An 18,529-nucleotide genomic window follows, 5' to 3' on the forward strand; every position below is an offset into this window, starting at 1 on the left:
TAGTTGGACTAGAAGTTCAGGGGCGGCGCGTACGACTCGCGCGCGCACGGCCTCCCACTCTACCACCGATGCCGCTCGGATAGCGAACGTGAGACCTCGTCGAACTGACGCCTGTTGAGCGTGGCGCCCTCACGGCGCACCGCGCCGGGATCGACCCTCACGATTCTATCCAGCCGTACCTGGCTCGGACGACCACGGCGGTCCCAGGGGCCTGAGCCGATGTCGAGCCAGCGTCGGCCCCTCTGCGCCACATGACGCGGGTCCTCGACGTGCTCCTGCGAGCTCAGCTGAAGTCCGAGCAGCCACCGGCCGTCGCGTCCGATGAGCAGCACCGGCCGGTCCTTGCCTCGGGAGTGATCCTCCTCGAACGGCACCCACGTCCACACGACCTCGCCAGGGTCGGGCGCACCGTCGGGGCGGGGCGCGTAGTGGATGTCGACCTTGCCTCGGTAGTCGCCCGGGTAGCGTGCCGGGCGTGTGGTGGGGCGAGGGGCCGTGCGAGACGACGTGCGGCGCTGCAGCCCCAGCGCCACGGCGATCTCATGCCAGAGGCGGGAGAGCAGGCTTCTGCGGGGTCGCGACATGGACGTGAGCCTGCCACACGTGGCATCGCGATCCGATGGGACTCGCGCAGGGCCTCGTCAGCGGTGGAGGTCGAACCCGCTCGGGTCGATCCCGTTGCGGTGCATCCAGGCGAAGGGGTCGCGATCGTGCTCGATCGACATGAAGGCGCCCCCGGCGCCGTGCCGTGCCGAGCCCGGCCCGGAGGCCGCGCCCGCATCCGTGCGGGGGACAGGGCCGAGTCCCGCGTCGTTCCGCGGCTCGACGGCGCGCTCCCGGGGAGGGGTGGGCGTCGGGTCGGTCAGCGGGCGCGGGGTGGGGGTCTCGGGGCGCATCGTCGGCGGGTGGCCGGCGGCAAGGGCGGCGCTCCGCTCGCCGCTCGGCACCTGCGCGGATCCGTCGGGCGAGAAGATGATCTCGTGAGCGGGCGTCGGGTGCCCGAAGAGGTAGCCCTGGCCGTACGTCCAGCCGTGGCGACGCGCGACGGAGTACTGCGCCTCCGTCTCGATGCCCTCGATCACGCCGTACATGTCGAGCGAGAGCGTCAACGTCGCCATCGCGAGGGAGATGCGGTCGCCGGTCGAGCGGTCGCCGAGCCGCAGAGTGAACTCGCGTGCCAGCTTGAGGCCGGACACGGGGTTCAAGAGGATCGAGGACAGCGCGGAGTAGCCGGTCCCGAAGTCGTCGACCACCAGGTCGATGCCGAGTGCGGTCAGCGCCTCCAGGTCCGACTTCGCGGCGTGGGACGCCATGAGCATGCCCGTCTCCGTGATCTCGAGGCCGAGCCGCGACGGATCGATGCCGGACTCCGAAAGGGCGGAGCGCACCACTCGCGTGAGGTCGGCCGCGCCGATCTGCTTCGTGGAGACGTTCACGAGCACGCGGCCATTGAACTCGGGGTGCTCTGCGATGAACGCGCACGCCTGGTGGATCACGTGCGCGCCGAGCGGCACGATCAGGTTCGAGTCCTCGGCCACGCCGATGAACTCGTCGGGCTGCAGCAGCCCGCGAGACGGGTGGTGCCAGCGGACGAGCGCCTCGAACGCGATGATGCGGCGCGTAGGGAGGTCCACGATCGGCTGGTAGTAGACGTCCAGCTGGTCGTCGCGGATCGCGGTGCGCAGCTCCGCCTCGACGGAGAGCTTCGACATCGCGTCGCGTCGCATGCGGGGGTGGTACGCGGCGACGCGCGCGCGGCCCTCCTCCTTGGCGGCGGACATCGCGGTGTCGGCGGCGCGCACCAGGCCCTCCGCGGACGAGTCCTCGTCGGCCATCGCAAGGCCGATCGAGACGGTCGGCACCAGCTCGTGCGTCTCCAGCAGGATCGGCGACTGCACCGCCTCGGTGATCGCGGTGATGACGCCCTCCGCGACGGCGCGGCTGCGGATGTTCTCGAGCACGACGACGAACTCGTCGCCGCCGAGCCGAGCGACCGTGTCTCCCGGACGCACCGAGTCCTGGATGCGTCGTGCGATCTCCACGAGCATGATGTCGCCGGCCTCGTGGCCGAGCGAGTCGTTGACCACCTTGAAATGGTCCACGTCCAGGAACAGGCACGCGACGGTCGAGATGCGGTCGCGATGCGAGTCGATCGACAGTGCGAGGCGATCAAGCAGGAGGGTGCGGTTCGCGAGCCCCGTGAGGTGGTCGTAGTGAGTGCGCTGGGTCAGCAGGTCCTTCGCGCGGCGCTCCTCGGTCACGTCCTCCACCTGGACGACGAGCCGGTGGCGCGGGTCCGCGTGCGATCCCGGGGCGTCGGACACCGTGATGCGCGCCCAGATGGTGTCGCCGGAAGCGCTGCGGTAGCGCTTGAGCAGCTTCGCAGAAGGAGCGGCGCCCGAGCGGATGCGGGCGAGCGCCTCATGCGACTGCGCCAGGTCATCGGGGTGGGTGAAGTCGGTGAACGAGCGGCCCAGCACGTCCTTCAGGCTCAGCCCGAGCGTGGACGCGAAGGCGGCGTTCACCTCTTCGTAGCGACCGGCGTCGTCCAGGATCGCCATGCCGATCGGCGATTCCTGGAAGGCCTGCCGGAACAGATTCTCGGTGCGAGACACGTTTCCCTCCAGCTTGCGAACCTCGGGGGTGTGAGGTTTGCCACACTGGATATCGGCAGGATCGCCCAGTGCATGAGCACCGAAAAACGTGGGAACATTGAGAACCTGCCCCTGGATATCTCCGACGAGGACGCCTTCACACTGTGACCGACACCCGCATCGAGCCTGCCGCCACTGCGCCTGAGCTGATCCGCAACTTCTGCATCATCGCGCACATCGACCACGGCAAGTCGACCCTCGCCGACCGCATGCTCCAGCTCACGGGCGTCGTGGAGCCGCGTCAGATGAAGGCGCAGTACCTGGACCGCATGGACATCGAGCGGGAGCGCGGCATCACCATCAAGTCGCAGGCCGTGCGCATGCCGTGGGAGGTCGCGGGCGAGCCGTTCGCGCTCAACATGATCGACACCCCAGGGCACGTGGACTTCACCTACGAGGTGTCGCGCTCGCTCGCCGCATGCGAGGGCGCGATCCTGCTGGTCGACGCTGCGCAGGGCATCGAGGCGCAGACCCTCGCCAACCTGTACCTGGCGATGGAGAACGACCTCACGATCATCCCGGTGCTCAACAAGATCGACCTCCCGTCCGCGGAGCCCGAGCGGTATGCGGCCGAGCTCGCGCAGCTGATCGGCTGCGAGCCCGACGATGTGCTGCGGGTGAGCGGGAAGACGGGCGAGGGCGTGGACGCGCTGCTGGACCGCGTCGTCCGCGAGATCCCCGCCCCGGTCGGTGACGCGTCGGCCCCCACGCGAGCCATGATCTTCGACTCCGTGTACGACACGTACCGCGGCGTCGTCACCTATGTGCGCGTGGTCGACGGCTCCCTCAAGCCGCGCGAGCGCATCACCATGATGTCCACGCTCGCGAGCCACGACCTGCTCGAGATCGGCGTCATCAGCCCCGAGCCGAAGCCCACCAAGGGGCTCGGCGTGGGCGAGGTCGGCTATCTGATCACCGGCGTGAAGGACGTCCGCCAGTCGAAGGTGGGTGACACCGTCACCCTGGCCTCGCGTCGTGCGGAGAAGTCCCTGGGCGGCTATCGCGACCCCAAGCCGATGGTCTACTCGGGCCTGTTCCCCGTGGACGGCTCGGACTTCCCGGTGCTGCGCGACGCGCTCGACAAGCTCCAGCTCAACGACGCCTCGCTCGTCTACGAGCCCGAGAGCTCCGTCGCGCTCGGCTTCGGCTTCCGATGCGGCTACCTCGGCCTGCTCCACCTCGAGATCGTGCGCGACCGCCTCGAGCGCGAGTTCGGGCTGGACCTCATCTCGACGGCGCCGAACGTCGTCTACGAGGTCGAGATGGAGGACGGCAGCGTCGTCACTGTGACGAACCCCTCCGAGTTCCCCGGCGGCAAGATCCGCGAGGTGCGCGAGCCCGTCGTCAAGGCGTCCATCCTCGTGCCCAGCGAGTTCATCGGCACCGTCATGGAGCTGTGCCAGGAGCGCCGCGGCACCATGGGCACCATGAACTACCTGTCCGACACGCGCGTCGAGATGCACTACACGCTGCCGCTCGCCGAGGTCGTGTTCGACTTCTTCGACCAGCTCAAGTCCCGCACCCGTGGCTACGGCTCGCTCGACTACGAGCCCGCAGGCGACCAGGCGGCGGACCTCGTGAAGGTCGACATCCTCCTCCAGGGCGAGCAGGTCGACGCGTTCTCCGCCGTGGTCCACAAGGACAAGGCGTACTCGTACGGCGTGATGATGGTCGGCAAGCTCAAGAACCTCATCGACCGCCAGCAGTTCGAGATCCCCGTCCAGGCGGCGATCGGCTCCCGCGTGATCGCGCGCGAGACCATCCGCGCCATCCGCAAGGACGTGCTCGCCAAGTGCTACGGCGGTGACATCTCGCGTAAGCGCAAGCTGCTCGAGAAGCAGAAGGCCGGTAAGAAGCGCATGAAGAACATCGGCTCGGTCGAGGTGCCGCCGGAGGCGTTCATCGCCGCGCTGTCCACGTCGGACGACGGCTCGGACAAGGGCAAGAAGAAGTAGCGGTGCCCGCGCCCGCGTCGTCCCCGACCGCCGCGTCCTCCGACGCCGGAACCCGGCCCGCGAGCCCGCGCGACCTGGGCGTCTACATCCACGTGCCGTTCTGCCGCGTCCGCTGCGGCTACTGCGACTTCAACACGTACGCGCCCTCCGAGGTGGGCGGCGCGACCCGCGAGGGGTACGTCGAGTCCGCGCTCAAGGAGATGGCGCTCGCGGGGCAGGTGATGGCCGGCGACGGGCGGGAGGTCTCCACCGTCTTCCTGGGGGGCGGCACCCCCACCATGCTCGACGCCGACGCGCTCGCGGCCCTGCTTGACGGCGTGCGGACCACCTGGGGTCTCGCTGCCGACGCAGAGGTCACTACCGAGGCGAACCCGGACTCGGTCTCGCGCGCCTCTCTGAGCCGACTTGCCGACGCTGGCTTCACGCGGGTCTCCTTCGGGATGCAGTCGGCGGTGCCGCACGTGCTCGCGACCCTCGAGCGCACGCACGACCCGGAGAATGTGGCCCGCGCCGTCGCGTGGGCGCGCGAGGCGGGGCTCGACGTGAGCCTCGACCTCATCTACGGCACGCCTGGCGAGTCCCTCGAGGACTGGCAGGCGAGCCTCGACGCGGCGATCTCGCTCGAGCCCGACCACGTGTCGGCGTACGCGCTCGTGATCGAGCCGGGCACGCGGATGGGCGCTCAGCTGAAGCGCGGCCAGATCGAGGCCGTCGACCTGGACACTCAGGCCGAGATGTACGAGCTGGCCGACGCTCGGCTCTCCGCCGCAGGGTACGGCTGGTACGAGGTGTCGAACTGGGCGCGCGGCCGCGAGCACGCCTGCCGCCACAACATCGCCTACTGGCGCAGCCAGGACTGGTGGGGTGTCGGGCCGGGCGCGCACTCGTACCTGGGGCCGCGCATCGGGGCCTCGGGGGAGGCGGTCGGGGCCGAGCGCTGGTGGAACGTCAAGCACCCGCGCGCCTACGCTGACCGGCTCGCGTCAGGCGAGGACCCGGCGGCCGAGCGCGAGCCGCTGACCGAGGACGACCTCGCGCTCGAAGCCGTGATGCTGCGGCTGCGGCTCGCTGACGGCATGCCGGTGGGGGATCTGCCGGAGCGTCGGGCGCCGCAGATCGCGCGCCTCGTGGCCGACGGCATCCTCGACGGCCGAGCCGCGATCGGCGGGACGCTCCTTCTCACCCTCAAGGGTCGGCTGCTGGCCGACGCGGCGGTGCGCGACCTCACCTGAGGCGCACGCGTCGTCGGCTGCGCCCACCCGCTGGGAGGCCCGAACCGATCGCGAACCCGCTCGCTTGAGCCGACCCCGTTGGCTCGAACCGACCCCGCCGCCGCGAGCCGCTCCGTCGACCCGAGCTGCTCCGTCGGCCCGAACCGACCCCGCCTGCCCGCCGGCCGACCCCGCCGACCCCGCCGCCGCGAGCCGCTCCGTCGACCCGAGCTGCTCCGTCGGCCCGAACCGACCCCGCCTGCCCGCCGGCCGACCCCGCCGACCCCGCCGCCGCGAGCCGACCCCGCCTGCCCGCCCGCCGACCCCGCCGCGGCCGGTTGCCTCCTGGCATCGCATGAGTGCCGATTTCGTGCCCTCTTTCGGCACTCATGCGATGCCAGGGCGCGTCGGGTCTCCACAGCGTCGGTCCAGGCTCCGGGCCCTCCACACATCCGTCGGGTGCTCGGCCCGGACTCAACGGTGGTGGTCGAATCCCACCATGCGAATCCTGCTGGGGCTCACCGGGCTTGACCTTCCTCTCGCGGAGTTCCTCGACGTCAACCGGCGCGCATTCAGCCGCAGGGAGATGCTCGAGCGGGGGAGCCGCTATGCGCTTGACTCGGCACTCGCAGGCGGCTCGGCGATCAGGCTGCTTCCCGGCGTCTACTGCGGGGCGGCTCACTCGACCGTTCCGGCCGTGCTCGGGGAGGCCCTCAACTTGTGGGCGCCGCGGACCCTCGTCACGGGCCGGCTCGCCCTGCACCTCAGCACGAGCATGCTGCCAGCGCCGACGGTCGCGGACCTGGTGGCGGGCAACGGTCGCGCGCTGCGCCCGCCGCCGTGGGTCCGTGTGCACCAGAATGCGGTGCCGCGCACTGCGACGAAGCTTGACGGCGTGAACTGTGTCACCGCGCCACGCGCGCTGCTCGACGCCTGGCGCTTCGCGCCCTCGAACGAACGCCGCGACATCCTGTGGGAGTCCCTCTGGGCGCGCGTGTGCACCTGGCGGCAGCTGAAGATCGAACTCGACCGGGCCCCTCGGGTGGCGGGTCGGCGCGACCTGGAACGGATGCTCGGATGGTTCGCGGAGGGTGCGACGACGCCACTGGAAGTGCGCGCGAAGCACGAGGTCTTCACGGGGGCTCGGTTCACGGAGTTCGAGTGGCAGGTGGAGCTCGTCCTTCCGGCGCGCAGGTCCACGGTGGACATCTTGCATCGACGAGCGAAGGTGGTCGTCGAGCTGGACGGCGACACCTATCACTCGACCCGGATGGCCCGCGATGAGGACCGCAACCGCCAGACGGATCTGACCGCGGCGGGCTTCGCCGTGATCCGATTCGGTTGGCGCGACATCGTGGACCGACCCGCGTGGTGCCGCGAGCGAGTGCTCACCACGGTCGCTGGCCGTCTGAGGCGTCCTGTCATCGCCTGAGTGCTGGAATCGCGGCGCTCTTCGGCACTCATGCGATGCCAGCGCGCACTCGTCGGCTGCTGCCGGGTCGGCGCGCACGTGCATGACCGAAGTCGGCGGTCAGGAGTCGTCTGCGCGCACCGAGGCCACGAGCGGGCCCGCGACCCAACGCTCCACCTCGCGCTGGGAGCGCAGGCGCACGATCGCGAGGTCCGGATGCTCGGGCGGCAGCGTGGGGATGAGCGTTCGGTAGTAGCCGCGTCGCGACCACGCCCAGCGGACGATGTGCTCGCGGTCGGTGAGGATCGTAGGGAACGGGCGCTCGATGTTGCCGCTCCACAGCTCCTCGCGTCGGAGTCTGCGCCTCACGGTCCGCCTGATCACACGTGGCAGCGTCACGGTGAGGAACGGCAGGTCGAGCCAGATGAGGAGGTCCGCCCGCTCGGCCAGCAGCGGCCTCGCTTCGCGGTACTGCCACTCGGTGATCCACGCGTCGGCGGAGGCGAGTGCCCGCACGTCGTCCATGAACTCGTCCCGCCTGGTCCACTCGGGTCCGTGGAACAGGGCGTCGATCTCGGTATGCGGAAGCCCGACGATCGGGGAGAGCCTCCCGGCGAGCGTCGTCTTGCCGGTCCCCGAGACTCCGGCGATGAGCACCCGCTGAGGGCGCCGGGGCAGGGGGTCGGCGAAGGTCAGCACGCAAGCGATCGTATCGACCGCGGACTATCGCGACGCCGGGCTTCCTGTGAGGTGCGGAGAGCTCGTGAAGTGACTCTCGCGTCGTCCCTGCGTGGGGTCTGAGGCGTCCTGGCATCACATGAGTGCCGAAAGAGGGCACGAGATCGGCACTCAAGTGATGCCAGGGCGCGATCAACGTGGATGACGGCGAGCGTCCACCGGCGCTCGCGCCCAGGCGAGCGGACGCCTCCGCCCGGACACGCCGATGCCCCACGACCGGGTACGGAGCGGTCGCGGGGCATCGGGTGAGGTGCGCTGGGCTGCGGGTGCGGCGAGAGGGGTGTCGCACCCGCGAGCGGGTCAGCGCAGGAACGGGATGATCAGGGGGATCCTGTAGTACTCGCCGTTGCTTGCCTTCACTCCGGCGACGAACGAGATCACGATCGCGTAGAGCACGTACACGCCCCACAGCGGCAGGGTGACGGCGAGGCCGACGACGAACAGCATCAGGCCGAGCACGACTGCGGCGACGCCGCTGACGAGGATCGTGAGCTGCAGGTTGAGGTTCTGCTTGCCGTGGTGGTCGATCAGCGCCGAGCGCTCACGGAAGACGAGCCACACGACGAGCGGCACGAGCCACGAGATGGTGCCGGCCGAGAGGAGCACGGCGACCGCGGCGATCATGTGGATCGCCATGGACCAGTTGCGGGCCTCGGATTCGAGCATGCGGGTGGGCCCGGCGTAGGGCGGGACCTGGCCCGTCGGCGCGGTGCCCGCGGGGGGAACTGTGCCTCCGGGAGGGATGGTGCCCTCGGCGGGTGGCACGTAGCCACCGGGCTCGGGCTGGGGGATGGACTCCGGTGCAGGAGAGGTGGCGGACGGCCCGGCCTCGAGGGCGGGGGCCTGGCCGGCGTCGCCGACGGTCGGCGCGGCGGCGTCCTGAGTGGCGTCATCGGGCGTCGTGTCGACGCCCTCGGTGCGGTCGGTGTCGTTCATGGCTTCACCGTCCCATGACGCGTCAGGGCCCCGCATCCCTCTACGGAAGGAGCGGGGCCCTGATTGTGCGGTCGGGGTTGACCCTGACTGCTACTTGATGATGCGCCAGTTGAACGGGTACTGGTAGTCCAGCCCCTTGTTCACGGCCATCGCGGCCTGGATGCAGAACACGAGCGAGATCACAAGCACCGCGAACCAGGTCACGAAGCCGATGAGCACGACCATCAGCAGCGACGAGACGACGTAGCCGATCGTGATCAGGATCGAGAAGTTCAGCGCCTCCTTGCCCTGGCGGTCCACGTAGGCCGACTTGTCCTTGCCGATGAGCCAGATGATCAGCGGCGGCAGGAAGCCGAAGAGGATGATGCCGGCGTGCGCGAGCGTCGCGTAGAGGCGCTCATCGCTCTGCGACATGGAGCCGGAGGGCTGAGGCGCCGGCGATGCGGGCGGCGGCGGGGGAGGAGGGGTCTGGGACATTCGAATCACCACTTCGTGTGTTGGGACATAGCGTGGTGTCGCGGCTCCGCGGACACGCGCCGAGGGCGTGCCCCCCGGCCGTCGATGCGTTGCACGACGTACCCAATGTAGTCACTTGGTGCGCCCTTTTGTCAGATTCTGTGGACTTCCGCGTGGTTGGTCCTGTCGCGCCTGAGGGGAGAGGTTGCCACCGACGCTAGAATTGGCACTCACGAGTGCCGAGTGCCAATGTCGATCGGGAGGTGGAACGGCATGACCGAGGAGCGCAGGCGGGCCGTGCTGCGCGCGATCGTGGAGGGCTACGTCGAGACGTCGGAGCCGATCGGGTCCAAGGCCCTGGCGGCCAGGACCGGCCTGGGCGTCTCGCCCGCGACGATCCGCAACGACATGGCGATCCTCGAGGAGGAGGGGCTTATCACCCAGCCCCACACGTCGGCCGGGCGCATCCCCACGGACAAGGGCTACCGCTCGTTCGTGGACTACCTCGCGCGAGCCGCACTCCCTGACAGCCACAAGCGCGCCATCACGACGTTCCTGTCGGACGCCGTGGACCTCAACGACGTGATCGAGCGTTCGGTGCGCATGCTCAGCCAGCTCACGCGTCAGGTGGCGGTAGTGCAGTACCCGTCGTTGCGCGAGAGTGCGGTGCAGCGTGTGGAGCTCGTCGCGCTCGGCATGGATCGCATCCTCGTGGTCGTGATCAGCGCCGACGCGCGGGTCGAGCAGACCACCGTCGTCCTCACCAGCCCGGTCTCCCAGGAGGAGCTCGCGCGGGCGGTGCGTGAGGTCAACGAGATCACCGTGAACCGCACCCCGACCGTGCTCGAGCCGCCCTTGCGCGCGTGGGCCGAGCGTGCCAACCAGCCGGTGTGGGTGGGTGCTGTCGCCGAAGCCGTCATCCAGGCGGCGAGGGGCGGCACCGTGCAGCGCGTCGTCTTCGCCGGAGCGTCGAACCTGGCCCGTGGCAGCGACCTTGAGGCCGACGCGATCGGTCCCGTCCTCGACGCGCTCGAGGAACAAGTCGTGCTCCTCCGACTGTTGCATGAGATGACCGCGGGCGACTCGGACGTGGCGGTCCGCATCGGACATGAGACTCAGAACGAGGCGCTCGCTCGCACCTCGATCGTGGCCGCCGGCTACGGCAGCGGCCCTTCCGTATCCCTGCTGGGGGCCCTCGGCCCCACCCGCATGGACTATCCCTCGACGATGGCCGCCGTTCGCGCGGTGGCCCGATACCTCTCCAAGGTGGTTGATTCTTGAAGGACTATTACGACGTGCTCGGCGTCTCCCGGAACGCCAGCGAGGCCGAGATCAAGAAGGCCTATCGCAAGCTTGCACGTGAACTTCACCCTGACGTCGCCGGACCGGAAGGCGAGGAGCGCTTCAAGGAGGTCGGCGCGGCCTACGAGGTGCTGTCCAATCCTGACAAGAAGGCGATGTACGACCGCGGCGTGGACCCGCGCGCGGCCTCTGGCTCCCAGGGCGGTGCGCAGGGCTTCGGCTTCGAGGACATCTTCGAGTCCTTCTTCGGTGGCGGCAGCCCGTTCGGCGGCCAGCAGCGCGGGCCCGCGTCCAGGACCCAGCGCGGAGGCGACCAGCTCGTCGCGGCCGAGGTGAGCCTCGAGGAGGCGGTCTTCGGCGTGAACCGGGAGGTCGTGGTCGACCTGGCCGACGTGTGCGCCACCTGCTCCGGTTCGTGCTGCGCGCCGGGCACGCAGCCGGTCACGTGCGGTAACTGTCGCGGCTCCGGCTCGGTCCAGCGCGTCGCACGCTCGCTGCTGGGCAACGTGATGACGACGTCGCCGTGCCCCGAGTGCGGAGGCTTCGGCACGATCATCCAGTCGCCCTGCACCGATTGCGCCGGTCGTGGGCGCACGCACTCGCGCCACACGATCAAGGTGGACATCCCCGCGGGTGTCGAGACCGGCACGCGCATCCGCCTGCCCCACATGGGCGACGCGGGTGTCGGCGGCGGCCCCAAGGGCGACCTGTACGTCGAGATCCGGGAGAAGGCCCACAAGACGTTCGAGCGCCGCGGCGACGACCTTCACTGCACGCTTGAGGTGCCCATGACGGCGGCCGCGCTCGGCACCGTGCTCGGGGTCGAGACCTTCGACGGCGAGCAGGAGGTGGACGTCCCCCGCGGCACCCACGCGGGCCACACGATCCGCCTCAAGGGGCTCGGCGTCGGCAAGCTGCAGCGTGCCGGGCGTGGCGACCTGTACGTCCACCTGGACGTCCAGACGCCCACGGAGCTCACGGACGAGCAGCAGGAGCTGCTCGAGAAGCTCGCCTCGCTGCGTGGCGAGGAGATGCCGCAGGCGCGCCTCGCGCCGATCGGCGGGGGCGTGTTCTCGCGCCTCAGGGATGCGTTCAAGGGTCGCTAGGCGCGGATGACGTCCGTGCGTGCTCTTGGTGGTCAGGCGAGGGAGGCCGGCAGGCTGGTCCTCGCGAGCTTCCGGACGTGGCTCACGGACCCGAAGGCGATGCTGATCGGCGCGCTTCCCGCCGTCGTGGCGGGCGCCATCATCGCCGCCCTGATCGCTGTGCTGCTGGTCGCCTCGCCGAGCGTGGAGGACGCGATCCTGGAGGCCACCGGCCTCGAGGGATCGCTGGGCCGCACAGTGTCCGTGCTCCTCACCGTGCTCGTGGTCGTCGCCGGCTCCGTTGCGGCGGTGCTGATGTTCACCACCCTCGCGCTGATGATCGGACAGCCCTTCTTCGAGCACCTGTCACGGCACCTGGACGAGCGCGACGGGATCGAGACGGTGGGCGCCGACGAGGCGTGGACCAGGTCTGTCCGCAGGGGAGTGACGGAGGGGCTCGTCACGCTCGCCACGTCGGTCGGGATCCTTCTGCTCGCCGCGCTCCTTGGACTCATCCCTGTGGCCGGGACCGTCGCGGCATTCCTCGCCTCGGCGATCCTGGGAGGGCGCATGCTGGCGATCGAGCTCACCGCGTACCCCATGGCGTGCAGGGGAGTGATCGCGCGTCGGGACCGCATCGCATCGCTGCGCCCCGTGCGAGCCACCGCGTACCTGTTCGGCACCTTCGTGTTCCTGATCTTCATGATCCCGTTGGGCACGCTCCTCGCCATGCCCGTGGCGGTCGTGGGTGCGAACATGCTCACGCGCCGCGCGATCGAGCCTCAGCTGGAGGGTGCGTCGTCCTAGCGTCGGCACGGCTGCACGCGCTCGGACTGTAGATTCGTGTGATGTGACAGCACCCGTCTTCCTGTGCCCGGCGGCCGCCGACGCGGCGGTCGGCGATCTCGTCCCCCTTGACGGTCCCGAGGCGCGCCACGCGCTCACCGTCCAACGTCGCGGTGTGGGTGAGGTCATCGACCTGGCGGACGGTCACGGTCGACGCGCGGGCGGCCCCATCCACGAGATCGGCGATGGCTGGCTCAAGGTCCAGGTCCAGCAGGTGTCCGACGATGCCGACCCGTCGGTGACGCTCGTGCAGGCGCTCGCGAAGGGTGGGCGCGACGAGCAGGCGGTCGAGTCCTGCGTGGAGCTGGGCGTCACGGGCGTGGTGCCCTGGCAGGCGGATCGTTCGATCGTGCAGTGGCGCGGCCCCAAGGCGGAGAAGGCGCGCGCCAAGTGGGAGTCCCTCGTGCTGGCGGCGATGAAGCAGAGCCGGCGGGCCTTCCTTCCCGAGGTCGACTCAGTCGTGACGACGGGCGAGCTCGTCTCGCTCGTGAAGGCGTCCGTCGCCGCAGGAGAACGGGTGCTTGTGCTGCACGAGGTCGCCGCTCAGCCTCTCACCCGTCTCGCCTGGGAAGGGCCGACGCAGCCGATCACCATCATCGTCGGGCCCGAGGGCGGAGTCTCCGACGCGGAGATCTCGCGCCTCACGGAGGTCGGTGCCGAGCCCGTGCTGCTCGGCCCACACGTGCTGCGCGCAGCCAACGCCGGTCCCGCCGCCGTCGCCGCGCTCGCGGCGCTGCGTTCCACCTGGTGACGCGGTGAAGCGATCAGTCCTCGTACGCAATACCCTGGAGTCATGACCGACTGCCTGTTCTGCCGCATCGTCGCAGGCGAGATCCCTGCGGACATCGTCGCCGAGACCGATACCGTGATCGCCTTCAGGGACATCGCCCCGAAGGCGCCTCTGCACGTGCTTGTCGTGCCGCGCAGCCACCTGGAGAACGTCGCCGAGGTGGCTGCTGCCGACCCGAAGCTGCTCGCCGACATGGCTGCGCTTGCGCAGGGCATCGCCGATACCGAATGCGGCGGCCAGTACCGGTGGATCTTCAACACCGGCGCGGAGGCGGGCCAGAGCGTCTTCCACGCGCACGGACACGTCCTGGGCGGCGCGCCGCTCGGCTGGGAGCCTGCGTGACAGCGAATCGCGAGATCCTCATCGAGGACGCCTCGACCATGCCTGAGCTTCTCGGCACCGGTGACTCCGTGATCCGGGAGGTCGAGAGCGCGTACCCCGAGGTGGACATCCACGTGCGCGGCAACCGCATCATGCTGAGCGGTGACGAGGCGCAGGTGGCGGCCGCCGCGACGGCCGTCGACGAGCTCCGTTCGGTGCTCGCCGCCGGAGTCCCGCTGACGCCAGACATCGCTCGCGAGTCAGTGCGGATGCTGCGCGGCGTGCAAGGCGTGGCCTCAGCTGCTGCGGCTGCCGCCGGAGGCTCGGGTGCCTCGGATCGCCCGACCCAGGTGCTGTCACGCTCGATCCTGTCCTCCCGTGGCCGCACCATCCGCCCGCGTACTGAGGGCCAGGCGGCGTACGTGGCCGCCATCGAGCAGCACACGATCACGTTCGGCATCGGCCCCGCTGGCACGGGAAAGACGTATCTGGCGATGGCTCAGGCCGTCGCCGCGCTGCAGGCGAAGCGCGTCAACCGCATCGTCCTCACCCGACCGGCCGTCGAGGCGGGGGAGAGGCTTGGCTTCCTGCCCGGCACGCTCAACGAGAAGATCGATCCGTATCTGCGGCCGCTCTACGACGCGCTGCACGACATGATCGACCCCGAGTCGATCCCGCGCCTCATGGAGGCCGGCACGATCGAGGTGGCGCCGCTCGCCTACATGCGCGGACGTACCCTGAACGACGCGTTCATCATCCTCGACGAGGCGCAGAACACCACGCGCGAGCAGATGAAGATGTTCCTCACCCGCCTGGGCTTCGGCGCGACGATGGTGGTGACCGGAGACGTGACTCAGGTGGATCTGCCAGGGGGGACGCAGTCGGGCTTGCGCGCCGCGAGCGGCATCCTCGAGGGCGTGGACGACATCGCGTTCTGCCGGCTCGGCGCCGACGACGTGGTCCGCCACCGCCTGGTGAGCGACATCATCAACGCCTACTCCGCGAACGAGCAGCGCCCAGAAGGCGAGCGCCCGATGGGTCAGCAGCGTCGCTTCGAGCGTCGAGACAGCCACGACCGCCACGGACGCGAGCACCGCGACCGCCCGGCCCGCACGCAGGAGGACGACGAGTGATCGAGGTCAACAACGAGACCGACGCGACGATCGACGAGGTCGAGTTCGCCGAGCTCGCCAAGTTCGTGCTGCGCGAGATGCACGTGGCGGAGGAGGCCGAGCTCGCGATCCTGTTCGTGGACGAGCCGGCGATGGAGCAGCTCCACATCCAGTGGATGGACGAGCCGGGACCGACCGACGTGCTGAGCTTCCCCATGGATGAGCTGCGTCCGGGAACCGCCGACGAGCCGACTCCCGCCGGGCTGCTCGGTGACATCGTCGTGTGCCCCACGGTCGCGGCGGCCCAGGCGGTGAAGGCCGGCCACACGGCTGAGGAGGAGATGCTCCTGCTCACGACTCACGGCATCCTGCACCTGCTCGGCTACGACCACGTGGAGCCTGAGGAGGAGAAGGTCATGTTCGCGCTGCAGCGCAAGCTCCTCCTCACCTTCCTGGCGAACCGCGGCGAATGACCGCGCGACCGGCCTGACGTATGGAGTCATTCCCCTGGGCGACGCTGATCCTGCTTGCAGGCGTCTCCGCTGTCGGCGCGGGCGTGATGCACGCTGTCGTCGCCGCTTTCGAGCAGGTGCCGTACGCGCGTGAGCGGGAGATCGAGGCGGCACGTCGTCCCGACGGTCGTCCCACGTCGGCCGCGAGGCTGGCGGCGCTTCCCGACCATGCCGACGCCGCGTCGTCCGTCGTCTACTCGCTGCTGGAGGCACTGGCTCTGGTGAGCTGGGCCTTCATCGCGTGGGAGCTCGCGGACGGCCTGGGGTGGAGCTGGGGCTGGATGGTCGCCGGGGCCGCAGGCATCGGCGCAGCGCTGTCGCTGCTGGTGGTGAGGGCGCTGCCGCGCGGCGTCGCGCGTGCCCACCCGGAGAACACGCTGAGGGCGCTCGCACCGGTCGCCTGGTCCCTGATCTGGCTGACGACGCCGATCCGTGCCGTCATCCCCGCGCTCAGCTATCCCGAGCTCACCGAGGCCGAGGACCTCGTGGAGCAGGCCGAGGACGCACTCGAGGCCGACGAGGCCGAGCTGCTGCGCTCGATCGTGAACCTGGGCGACACGCTCGTGCGCGAGGTCATGGTGCCCCGCACCGACATGATCACCATCCAAGCCGGAGTGCCGGTACGCAAGGCGATGGTGCTGTTCCTGCGGTCCGGCTACTCGCGCATCCCGGTGGTGGGCGACGGGACCGACGACGTGCGCGGCGTGATCTACCTCAAGGACTGCGTGCGCGACACATGGGACCGCTCGGAGCGTCTCGAGGAGCCCGTCGACGCGCTGATGCGCGAGCCCGAGTTCGTGCCCGAGTCCGTGCCCGCCGACGACCTGCTGCGCCGCATGCAGGACGAGGTGTTCCACATGGGGATCGTGGTCGACGAGTTCGGCGGCGTCGCCGGGCTCGTGACCATCGAGGACGCGCTCGAGGAGATCGTGGGCGAGGTGGTCGACGAGCATGACCGCACCGCACCCGAGGCCGAGGAGCTGTCCGGGGGCGCCTATCGGGTGCCCGCCCGCATGGGCTTGGACGAGCTCGCCGAGCTGTTCGACGTGGAGATCGACGACGAGGACGTCGAGACCGTCGCGGGCCTGCTCGCCAAGGCGCTCGGGAAGGTGCCGATCCCCGGCGCCCACGCGAAGGTGCACGGACTCGAGCTGCTCGCAGACCGAGCCGAGGGCCGACGCCGACGCCTCACCTCCGTCGTCGTGCGGCGCGAGGACCCGCCGGAGGACACTGATACGGGAGAGCGCCGCACGGTGCGCGCGGGCCGGTCCCGCAGGAAGGACCATGACGATGACTGACACCACCGAGGGCCACCGTTCAGGCTTCGCCTGCTTCGTCGGCCGCCCGAACGCGGGCAAGTCGACGCTGATGAACGCCCTAGTAGGGGAGAAGGTCGCGATCATGTCGTCGCGTCCGCAGACCACCCGCCGCGCGATCCGCGGCATCGTGAACCGGGACGACGCGCAGCTCGTCGTGGTCGACACCCCCGGGCTTCACCGGCCGCGCACGCTGCTGGGAGAGCGGCTCAACGACCTTGTGCGCGAGACCTTCGCCGAGGTCGACGTGATCGGTTTCTGCCTGCCTGCCGATGAGAAGATCGGCCCCGGCGACAAGTGGATCGCCCGCGAGCTGTCCGAGGCGCGCGCGCCCGTGATCGCGATCGTCACCAAGGTCGACAAGGTCCCGCGTGACAAGGTCGCCGAGCACCTCCTCGCCGTCTCGCAGCTGGGTGACTGGGCCGACGTCGTGCCCGTCTCGTCGGTCAAGGACATCCAGGTGGATGTGCTCACCGACGTGCTTGTGGGCCACCTGCCGCAGGGACCGGCGCTGTACCCGTCCGGCGAGGTCACCGACGAGCCCGAGGACGTGATGGTCGCCGAGCTCATCCGTGAGGCCGCTCTCGAGGGCGTCCGCGACGAGCTGCCCCACTCGCTGGCCGTGGTCGTCGAGGAGATGATCGAGCCCGGCGACGAGACCTCCACGAAGGACGTGCTCGAGATCCGCGCCCACGTGTTCGTCGAGCGCGACTCCCAGAAGGGCATCGTGATCGGCAAGGCCGGGTCACGTCTCAAGGAGGTCGGCGCCACGGCCCGCCAGGGCATCGAGCGGCTACTCGGACGCAAGGTCTACCTGGACCTTCACGTCAAGGTCGCCAAGGAGTGGCAGCGCGACCCGAAGCAGCTGGGACGCCTGGGGTTCTGACGGTCTGACCAGCGCCCGGCCGCGGAACTGCTCGGTCCCGCGTCGCTCCGTCTGCTCCGACCGTGCCCGCAGGTTCGAGAATGGATCGGTTTCGGGATGGCTCCGGTGGGTCCCGGGCTTGATCGCTCGCGTGCGTGAGGTTTCGTCCCGAAAGTCTGGTCCGAAATGCTGGTGGCCCGTTACTGTGGAGTGACCGTTTCTGGTCCCGATGTGGCGGGTATGCGGGGGAGTGGGGGGAGTGGCGTGATGGGCAATGTGATCGGGTATGCGCGGGTGTCGACGCGTGAGCAGAATCCGCAGTCGCAGGAGGCGGAGCTTGAGGCTGCGGGTGCGGTGCGGGTGTTTGTCGATCATGGTGAGTCGAGTCGGATGGCGTCGCGTCCGCAGTGGGATGCGTGCCTTGACTATCTGCGCGGGGGTGACACGTTGCTGGTGCGGGCCTTGGATCGTGTGGCGGGCTCGGAGAGGCTGGCGATCGAGATCATCCGGGACCTTGGTGCGCGTGGGATCCGTCTGCGCAGCTTGACGGAGCCGTTCCTGGATGTCGACACGTCGACGCCGATGGGTGAGGCGATCGTGGGGATCATGGCGGTGCTTGCTCAGTTGCGGGTGGCGACGATTCGGGAGAACACGATGCGTGGTCTGGCTCATGCCCGTTCCCAGGGTCGTGTCGGGGGGCGTCCCACGGTGATGACTCCCGAACGTGTCGCTGCCGCGAAGAAGATGCGTAGTGGCGGGCAGTCGCTGGCGCACATCGCGGCGGTGTTGGGGGTGGGAAAGTCGTCGGTGTCCCGCGCGCTGTCACGCGATCCCGAGTGAGGTCGCCTGCTCCAAGCCGGGCTGTCGGCGAAAGGGCAGCAGCAGCCGGCTTGGTGTCGGCGATGGGCGCTCGGTCGCGCCGATACGCGGTGGGGTGTGTCGCATCTGGCTTGCGTTTTCGGTTCTGGTTCTGCTAAATATCTGCCAGCCCACGAGCGGGAGTGTTGCCGATGTTGGCG

At 69.7% G+C, this 18,529-nt stretch carries 18 protein-coding genes; 13 read left to right on the forward strand and 5 right to left on the reverse strand.

Annotated elements, in window-relative coordinates:
• Positions 1-59: 59 nt before the first annotated feature.
• Together QQX04_RS05705 and QQX04_RS05710 are read right to left on the reverse strand one after the other, a co-directional pair.
• Complete coding sequence (locus QQX04_RS05705) at positions 60-584, reverse strand: type II toxin-antitoxin system PemK/MazF family toxin (RefSeq protein WP_301127108.1); 525 nt, start codon at positions 582-584, stop codon at positions 60-62.
• A 57-nt stretch (positions 585-641) separates the two neighbouring features.
• Complete coding sequence (locus tag QQX04_RS05710; protein ID WP_301127109.1) at positions 642-2,615, reverse strand: putative bifunctional diguanylate cyclase/phosphodiesterase; 1,974 nt, start codon at positions 2,613-2,615, stop codon at positions 642-644.
• Positions 2,616-2,758: 143 nt separating this feature from the next.
• Between QQX04_RS05710 and lepA the strand changes: the two genes are divergently transcribed.
• From lepA to QQX04_RS05725, 3 genes are all read left to right on the forward strand, one after another.
• Entirely contained in the window at positions 2,759-4,609 is a 1,851-nt protein-coding gene (gene lepA, locus QQX04_RS05715; protein ID WP_301127110.1) for a translation elongation factor 4, read from the forward strand.
• A gap of 2 nt (positions 4,610-4,611) precedes the next feature.
• Entirely contained in the window at positions 4,612-5,841 is a 1,230-nt protein-coding gene (gene hemW, locus QQX04_RS05720; protein WP_301127111.1) for a radical SAM family heme chaperone HemW, read from the forward strand.
• A 478-nt stretch (positions 5,842-6,319) separates the two neighbouring features.
• Positions 6,320-7,252, forward strand: a complete 933-nt coding sequence (locus QQX04_RS05725; protein ID WP_301127113.1) for an endonuclease domain-containing protein — start codon at positions 6,320-6,322, stop codon at positions 7,250-7,252.
• Between the two features lie 99 nt (positions 7,253-7,351).
• Here the strand turns inward: QQX04_RS05725 and QQX04_RS05730 are convergent, their stop codons facing one another.
• The 3 genes from QQX04_RS05730 to QQX04_RS05740 form a co-directional block, all read right to left on the reverse strand.
• On the reverse strand, positions 7,352-7,930 hold the full coding sequence (locus QQX04_RS05730) for a P-loop NTPase family protein (protein WP_301127114.1): 579 nt from the start codon (positions 7,928-7,930) through the stop codon (positions 7,352-7,354).
• A gap of 339 nt (positions 7,931-8,269) precedes the next feature.
• Entirely contained in the window at positions 8,270-8,905 is a 636-nt protein-coding gene (locus QQX04_RS05735) for a DUF4870 domain-containing protein (RefSeq protein ID WP_301127116.1), read from the reverse strand.
• Between the two features lie 90 nt (positions 8,906-8,995).
• A complete protein-coding gene (locus tag QQX04_RS05740; RefSeq protein WP_301127118.1) occupies positions 8,996-9,319 on the reverse strand; it encodes a DUF4870 domain-containing protein in 324 nt (107 codons plus the stop codon).
• A gap of 315 nt (positions 9,320-9,634) precedes the next feature.
• Here QQX04_RS05740 and hrcA point away from each other — a divergent pair, with 315 nt between their 5' ends.
• The 10 genes from hrcA to QQX04_RS05790 all read left to right on the forward strand — a co-directional run bounded on the left by hrcA (position 9,635) and on the right by QQX04_RS05790 (position 18,350).
• Positions 9,635-10,642: a heat-inducible transcriptional repressor HrcA gene (gene hrcA, locus QQX04_RS05745; RefSeq protein WP_301127119.1), complete on the forward strand. Its 1,008-nt coding sequence runs from the start codon at positions 9,635-9,637 to the stop codon at positions 10,640-10,642.
• Positions 10,639-11,769, forward strand: a complete 1,131-nt coding sequence (dnaJ, locus tag QQX04_RS05750) for a molecular chaperone DnaJ (RefSeq protein ID WP_301127120.1) — start codon at positions 10,639-10,641, stop codon at positions 11,767-11,769. Before hrcA ends, dnaJ begins: the two co-directional genes overlap by 4 nt.
• 6 nt (positions 11,770-11,775) lie before the next feature.
• On the forward strand, positions 11,776-12,555 hold the full coding sequence (locus tag QQX04_RS05755) for an EI24 domain-containing protein (protein WP_301127121.1): 780 nt from the start codon (positions 11,776-11,778) through the stop codon (positions 12,553-12,555).
• 43 nt (positions 12,556-12,598) lie between these two features.
• Positions 12,599-13,345, forward strand: coding sequence for a 16S rRNA (uracil(1498)-N(3))-methyltransferase (locus QQX04_RS05760; protein WP_301127123.1), 747 nt, complete (start codon positions 12,599-12,601; stop codon positions 13,343-13,345).
• Positions 13,346-13,387: 42 nt separating this feature from the next.
• Complete coding sequence (locus QQX04_RS05765; protein ID WP_301127125.1) at positions 13,388-13,726, forward strand: histidine triad nucleotide-binding protein; 339 nt, start codon at positions 13,388-13,390, stop codon at positions 13,724-13,726.
• 38 nt (positions 13,727-13,764) lie between these two features.
• Positions 13,765-14,838, forward strand: a complete 1,074-nt coding sequence (locus QQX04_RS05770) for a PhoH family protein (protein ID WP_301127678.1) — start codon at positions 13,765-13,767, stop codon at positions 14,836-14,838.
• Positions 14,835-15,290: an rRNA maturation RNase YbeY gene (ybeY, locus tag QQX04_RS05775; protein ID WP_301127127.1), complete on the forward strand. Its 456-nt coding sequence runs from the start codon at positions 14,835-14,837 to the stop codon at positions 15,288-15,290. The genes QQX04_RS05770 and ybeY overlap by 4 nt, the downstream gene beginning before the upstream one ends.
• Positions 15,291-15,310: 20 nt before the next feature.
• The gene (locus QQX04_RS05780) at positions 15,311-16,627 is read left to right on the forward strand and encodes a hemolysin family protein (protein ID WP_301127129.1); all 1,317 of its coding nucleotides are present in this window, start codon (positions 15,311-15,313) and stop codon (positions 16,625-16,627) included.
• Positions 16,614-17,531, forward strand: coding sequence for a GTPase Era (era, locus tag QQX04_RS05785; RefSeq protein ID WP_301127133.1), 918 nt, complete (start codon positions 16,614-16,616; stop codon positions 17,529-17,531). The genes QQX04_RS05780 and era overlap by 14 nt, the downstream gene beginning before the upstream one ends.
• A gap of 246 nt (positions 17,532-17,777) precedes the next feature.
• On the forward strand, positions 17,778-18,350 hold the full coding sequence (locus QQX04_RS05790) for a recombinase family protein (protein WP_301127136.1): 573 nt from the start codon (positions 17,778-17,780) through the stop codon (positions 18,348-18,350).
• Positions 18,351-18,529 lie beyond the last annotated feature (179 nt).

Source organism: Demequina zhanjiangensis, assembly GCF_030418315.1.
Taxonomy (GTDB): Bacteria; Actinomycetota; Actinomycetes; order Actinomycetales; family Demequinaceae; genus Demequina; species Demequina zhanjiangensis.

Bases quoted from the DNA above. Each gene is read 5' to 3' on its own strand.
- QQX04_RS05705 (WP_301127108.1), bottom strand. From the start codon at position 584: ATGTCGCGACCCCGCAGAAGCCTGCTCTCCCGCCTCTGGCATGAGATC.
- QQX04_RS05725 (WP_301127113.1), top strand. From the start codon at position 6,320: ATGCGAATCCTGCTGGGGCTCACCGGGCTTGACCTTCCTCTCGCGGAG.
- QQX04_RS05735 (WP_301127116.1), bottom strand. From the start codon at position 8,905: ATGAACGACACCGACCGCACCGAGGGCGTCGACACGACGCCCGATGAC.
- QQX04_RS05740 (WP_301127118.1), bottom strand. From the start codon at position 9,319: ATGTCGCAGAGCGATGAGCGCCTCTACGCGACGCTCGCGCACGCCGGC.
- hrcA (WP_301127119.1), top strand. From the start codon at position 9,635: ATGACCGAGGAGCGCAGGCGGGCCGTGCTGCGCGCGATCGTGGAGGGC.
- QQX04_RS05755 (WP_301127121.1), top strand. From the start codon at position 11,776: ATGACGTCCGTGCGTGCTCTTGGTGGTCAGGCGAGGGAGGCCGGCAGG.
- QQX04_RS05765 (WP_301127125.1), top strand. From the start codon at position 13,388: ATGACCGACTGCCTGTTCTGCCGCATCGTCGCAGGCGAGATCCCTGCG.
- QQX04_RS05770 (WP_301127678.1), top strand. From the start codon at position 13,765: ATGCCTGAGCTTCTCGGCACCGGTGACTCCGTGATCCGGGAGGTCGAG.
- QQX04_RS05780 (WP_301127129.1), top strand. From the start codon at position 15,311: ATGGAGTCATTCCCCTGGGCGACGCTGATCCTGCTTGCAGGCGTCTCC.
- era (WP_301127133.1), top strand. From the start codon at position 16,614: ATGACGATGACTGACACCACCGAGGGCCACCGTTCAGGCTTCGCCTGC.
- QQX04_RS05790 (WP_301127136.1), top strand. From the start codon at position 17,778: ATGGGCAATGTGATCGGGTATGCGCGGGTGTCGACGCGTGAGCAGAAT.